General features: G+C 44.4%; 2 protein-coding genes. Both read left to right on the top strand.

From position 1 onward, the window contains the following. Positions 1 to 2,163: type IV secretory system conjugative DNA transfer family protein (locus C7B77_RS21845; RefSeq protein WP_245894308.1), on the top strand; the 2,163-nt coding region annotated here is incomplete at its 5' end. Between the two features lie 135 nt (positions 2,164 to 2,298). Then, positions 2,299 to 5,862, top strand: a complete 3,564-nt coding sequence (locus C7B77_RS21840; protein ID WP_106309826.1) for an AAA domain-containing protein — start codon at positions 2,299 to 2,301, stop codon at positions 5,860 to 5,862. The last annotated feature ends 108 nt before the right edge of the window (positions 5,863 to 5,970 follow it).

The following is a 5,970-nucleotide window of genomic DNA, read 5'->3' as shown; positions in this document are numbered from 1 at the left end:
CTCTCACACATGTCCAACCCCCAGCTCTCGACGCAAATTCAACAACCCCTCTCCAAAAAGTCCGATCTACCCTTCGATTCCAACCTGACGATGCTGTTGGGTGCGATGGGGTTATTAATCATCCTGTCGATGTTGGGGAAGCGTGAGGACAATAAGCAGGGGAAATCATATTGGGGGGGACGCGTGCAGCTTAGATCTGCCAGAAAGATTGCCCGATCGCAAATCCCCGCCTATTCGGGCAAAAAAAGTTATACCGTACCGGATGCTTGTTCGTTATATCTAGGCACTCCAGCGCAGATTTACAACGCTCACCAGCAGTATTTTTATCACCGACTCAAACCCGAACTCGATCGGATCGAGCGTGAATTCGGAACTAAAGCAGCACAGCAACTCGAAGCTAAATATCGTCCCCGCAAAGCGAAATTTGGGGATAAAACTCTATATATCCCGAACGCTCAACAGAGTATTGCGGTATTTGGTGCAGCGGGATTGGGTAAATCTAAAAGTATCCTCAATCCGTTGATTCGTTCGGCACTAGATCAACGGATTACCACAACTGTCTTTGACTTTAAATATCCCGAACAAACCAAAGAAATTGCTGGCTATGCCGCCCAGCGGGGTTATAAAGTCCAAATTATCGCTCCCTCTTATGTCGAATCCGGTATTTTCAATATCTTGGATTTTATTAAGGATTCGGGGGATTCACTGGGATCTGGGCAAATTTCCGAAGTCCTGACGGAGAATACTTCTAAAGCCAAAGATAGTGGCGGTGGTAGCAATGAATTCTTCGAGAGTGGGGGCGGGGGTGTCGTTCAGGGTGGGATGTTGAGTGCCAAATGGCTCGAAGAAGACCCAGAGGCGATCTCCGTTGCCAGAAGACTGTGGGAAGTTAAAGATGGCGATCCCCACCCTGCGGTGTCCGATATTATGACCGTTGCCGCACTAATTAATCTACCGCGCTTTGGCGATCGAATGCGATTTGCAGCCAAACGGATTAATCCGTGGATTAGCCAAGCTTTAGCTCAATTTCTCAGTGCTGGCGGCGAACGCGGCAAATCTAATGTCACCGAGGGTGGTATTCTTGCCAACGCTCAGAAGACCATCAATCAACTAGTGAAGCGTGATTTTATCCCCGCACTGTGTGGGAAATCTACGATCGAAATCGACCTGAGTGGGGAAAATGGTCGAACTCTGACGATTGTGGGGATGAATCAGGATTATCGACATGTGCTCTCCCCGCTGCTAGCAACCATCCTCGATCTGTTAATTTCCCGTAATATCGCCCACTCCAGACAGCGGACGCAACCCTTCTTTGTCAGCTTGGATGAGTTACCGAGTATGAAACTGCGGAAGATCTCACAATGGCTGGCAGAAGGTCGTTCTGCGGGTTTCTGTGGTGTCATCTCACTCCAAAATAAATCGCAATTGCAAGAGACTTATGGCGACGATCGCACCCAGACTATTATGTCTAACTGTGCGACGAAGTTTTTCATGAATCCTCAAGATCCAGCGTCGGCAAAATTCTACAGTGAGTATTTGGGCGAAAAGGAAATTCGCTATTACACTAAATCCACTACCACTCAAAAAGGTGGTGGCAGCAGATCGCGGAACGAACATGTTGCTAAAGTACCGTTGATGGAAGCAGCAGAATTCTCAAAAATGCCGCCAGGACGCGCCGTAATTATCTCCCCTGGATATGTCAATAAAGGTAAAAAAGAAGCTTATTTACCGATCCTGCAACAGATTGAAATTCCCCACCGCGATGTCATTGAATCTGAGAAATCTCAAGCGGTGTGGAAGACGATGCTGGCAAGTTTCCAAGCTCAGAACATTGATGAGGCTGAGATCTCGCGGATGTTTGAATTGCGCTGTCAATTAGTTGAAGAGTTATTTCCACTGCCCCCACCCGCTAATTTAGTAGTGCCACTGGGAGTTTTAGTCAGACACCTCAAATTTAAAGGTTATAGTGATGACTTTGATGGCAATCGGTCGATCGATTTAGGGATGCAGGTTAATATCCCCAAACAATGGCAAGATCCAGATTCTCCAGATGACGCTCCCATCACAAAAATTCCCACAGATCCTAAAACCTTATCTGCTGTGGTTGCTCTAGTTGGTAGTACAGGGTATAAAATTGTTCGCAGGGAAGTGACGATCTCTTGATAAGAGGCATATTTTCTCCAGTAACTTACTTGAGAAAATATGTGGATGAGTGCAGATGGTCTAAGAGTAGTACTATAGAAGTCTTGTAAGCGATCGAGTAGTCTAAAACCCCATACAGCGACCCTACAACTAATAATGACATCAAACATCGATCGAGCAGCTATTCCCCAATTTTGGTATGTGCTAGAGCAATTAACTCTATTCAATCTAGATGGGGCTGTAGAGAACGAGAGTTACAAAGAAGAAATTCCCGCATCTTTACTGGATAGTTCTCTACCCTGGCTAAACCCAGGGATTTTAACCCAAAAATTTAAAATCGGAAGTGTTAGTGATGATAAGTCCCAACAGCAGGAGTATCAAATCTATCTAGGCATCTTCTCTTCATCATCAGTGACAGATTTCATTAAATCGCTGCCTAAACAAGCAAAGGTTGGTTTTCAAGATGATGTCAGCCAAAAGCCAAATCGTAGCTGTTATGCCTCGATTAAAATTGATTCAAACGGGCTATTAGTCGGAGAATCCTTACAGTGTGCGGCTGCACCTTGGGCACTCAATGAGATTGGAAAAATTTTAGCGGGTCGGAAACAAGGTAACATTTCAACCTGGACTGAGGACTTCGATCGTCACATCAATAAATTACAGGAGTTGTTTAGCAATCGAGCAGCCGCATTTGCAGAATCAGAACATAAGGTCACAGTTGCCGATCTGCAACAATTATTGAACGAGTTTGTCAAAGATTTATGGTGCCCAAGCGAACTGTCCTTGGGCTACTACGTAATCAAAAATGCTGGAGGCAAGTCAGATGATGGGGCTTCTGATATTATTAATAGTTATTTTCTAGACGAACTGGCGAGATCTGCTACTGCTGTTAAATCGGGTCTGGGAAGCTCTGCCCTGGAACAATATTTAACCCAGACGATAGCTGCCACAGAACGCACGAATGTTGAGAAAATTCCTTTTCTCCAGCATTGGTTATCACCACAGCACCTCACGTTGGGACGGTGGGCATCAAACCCCGCTCAAAACCTGTCCTTGATGCAACAGTTGGCAGTCAATCTGGCGATTGCCAAGCTAGGTCAACAGGATGGTCTATTTTCTGTAAACGGGCCACCAGGTACGGGTAAAACTACGCTGTTAAGGGATTTAGTTGCCGATCTTGTTGTGCAACGAGCTGAGAAGATGGTCGCATTTGCCGATCCAGTCAATGCTTTCACAAAAAAAGGCGACTTTTACCGACTGCATTCCAGTCTCACGGGCTTTGAAATTGTGGTTGCTTCCTCTAATAATGCTGCTGTAGAAAACGTCACGGTTGAACTACCAGCAATGGGCGCGATTCACGACAGCTATCGAAACCGTGCTACATATCTAAGAATGGTAGCTGAAAGTGTCAAGGCTGGTGTGGACAAAAAAAAGTCCAAAAATGTCAATGACTCTAAATCCCAATCTGCCCCTCTAGCTCCCGATGCGGATAGATCGCAAAGTTCAGCAGCTACCTGGGGCTTAATCGCGGCGACGCTGGGCAAAAAGTCAAACTGTAGTGACTTTTGTGAAGGCTTTTGGTGGGATAGTGATGGCTCGATTAGGGCTGTACTTAAAAGTAAACCCGATCCGCAGCAGTGGATTGATGCTCGACAAGAATTTTCTCGCTGTAAAAAAGCCGTACAGACTCTAATCGATCGACGGGAGACATGGTACCAACAGATCGATCGCGCCCCGACTTCACCAGAGTCAATCGTCGCCAAGGCTAGTCTGGGAGAATCATGCGGAGATCGTGATTGGTGGAGTAGACCGAATAATGAACTTCAGCTTTCCGCTCCTTGGATCGATCGAGAACTCAATTGTGCCCGTACAGATCTGTTTTTAGCGGCATTGAATGTCCACGAGCAATTCATTCGACAAGCAGCTACGCCATTTAAGAAAAACCTGGGACGTTGGGTAGATTTAGTTAAGGGAGATCAGAAAAAACTGGATGATGAACAAATTCTCCAGCTCTGGCAAACATTTTTCCAAGTCGTGCCAGTTATTTCTACTACTTTTGCTTCAATGAGGAGATTATTAGGACGATTACCAACTGCATCACTAGGTTGGTTATTAATCGACGAAGCTGGACAAGCCATTCCTCAAGCTGCGGTAGGTGCGCTCCGTCGGACAAAACGAGCTGTTATTGTGGGCGATCCCCTCCAAATCGAACCAGTTTTCACTCAAGATGTGGAATTAGTAAAAGATCTCCAAACTCATTTTGGAATCGATGACTGTTGGAGTCCGACCGAAGCATCGATTCAGACCTTATGCGATCGATCTAATTCACTGGGAACTGAAATTGAAGTGAATAATGAGCCGCTGTGGATTGGCTGTCCATTATGGGTACATCGCCGATGTATCGAACCAATGGCGACGATCTCTAATAAGATTGCCTATGAAAATAAGATGGTAGTGGCGACTTATCAGTCCCACATCGAACGACAATTTCCGCTAGGTAGAAGCCAATGGATTAATGTCGAGGGCAAGTGTCAGGGGAAACACTGGGTCGAAGCGCAAGGGGACAAGGTAGTGGAAATGCTCTCTAAACTGGTTAAAGCAGAAGCAGTCCTTCCTAGTCTATACATGATTTCCCCATTTAAGATTGTTAGCTCGAAGTTGAAAAAGCTACTCAAAGATCGGCAATCATTGTGGGCGATCGGGCTTACTAATCTTGATATCGATCGATGGGTAGATGACTCAGTAGGTACTGTTCACACTTTTCAAGGTAAAGAAGCTGATGCAGTCATTTTCATCTTGGGGGGAGACAAGGATAGTCTTGGTGCATTAGATTGGGCTTCAAGTAAGCCTAACATTTTAAATGTAGCTATCACCCGTGCGAAATATCGTCTATATGTTATTGGCGATCGACAATTATGGTCGAGATTGAAATATTTTGATGAAGCTAGCACCCGATTACCTATACTTATCGAACCACCGCCAGAGCGAGATAGTTCGAGTTTGAGTTCTAAGACTAAACCAATAAAGACCTCTGTAAAATCATTGAACGACTACATTGACGATGGTGTGGCTAAGTATAAGCTCAAAAATTATCAGGGTGCGATCGATGACTTTACACAAGCTATGGAGCTAAATCCTGATGTTGCGGATTACTACAACGTCAGAGGAGCTTGTAAGTATCACTTACGTGACTTGAAAGGTGCGATAGATGACTATACGCAAGCAATTGAGCTAAACCCTGATATTGCTAATTATTATAATAATCGAGGTGAAGCTAAATATATATTCGCAGATATAAAAGGTGCGATAGATGACTACACGCAGGCAATTGAGCTAGACGCTGACATTGCTAATTATTATAGAAATCGAGGCATTGCTAAATATATTTTGCCTGACCATCCAGGTGCAGTTTCTGATTTTGACAGAGCGATTGAGTTAGATACTCAACATCCTACTTCATATTTTTGGAGAGGTCTAATTCAACACAATCGATTCAATTTTATCGATGCTAATCTAGATTACACTACAGCGATCGAGTTAGATCCTCAGTTTTCAGATGTCTATATTAATCGGTGTATTAGTAGATATTATTCGGAGGATTATCAAGGTGCGATTTCTGACTTTATTCAAGCGATTATATTAAAACCTGATGGTTCGGCGATAACCAACATTCAAGAGATAGAGAGAATGATTGATGAAGCCAAAAATAGATTGTTATAGTCATGTTAATTAAAGTTGACCTTAGAAAATCAATCAGACGATATCGATCGACTATTTCTTCCTAACCATCCTCGCAATTCTCCCCCCCTGCGCCCTGCCCATTTTACC

It is taken from the genome of Chamaesiphon polymorphus CCALA 037, assembly GCF_003003845.1.
GTDB lineage: Bacteria > Cyanobacteriota > Cyanobacteriia > Cyanobacteriales > Chamaesiphonaceae > Chamaesiphon > Chamaesiphon polymorphus.
This window is presented reverse-complemented; position numbering and strand designations above follow the sequence as displayed.

Excerpts from the sequence above, each read along its gene's own strand:
- C7B77_RS21840 (WP_106309826.1), top strand. The coding sequence starts at position 2,299 with ATGACATCAAACATCGATCGAGCAGCTATTCCCCAATTTTGGTATGTG.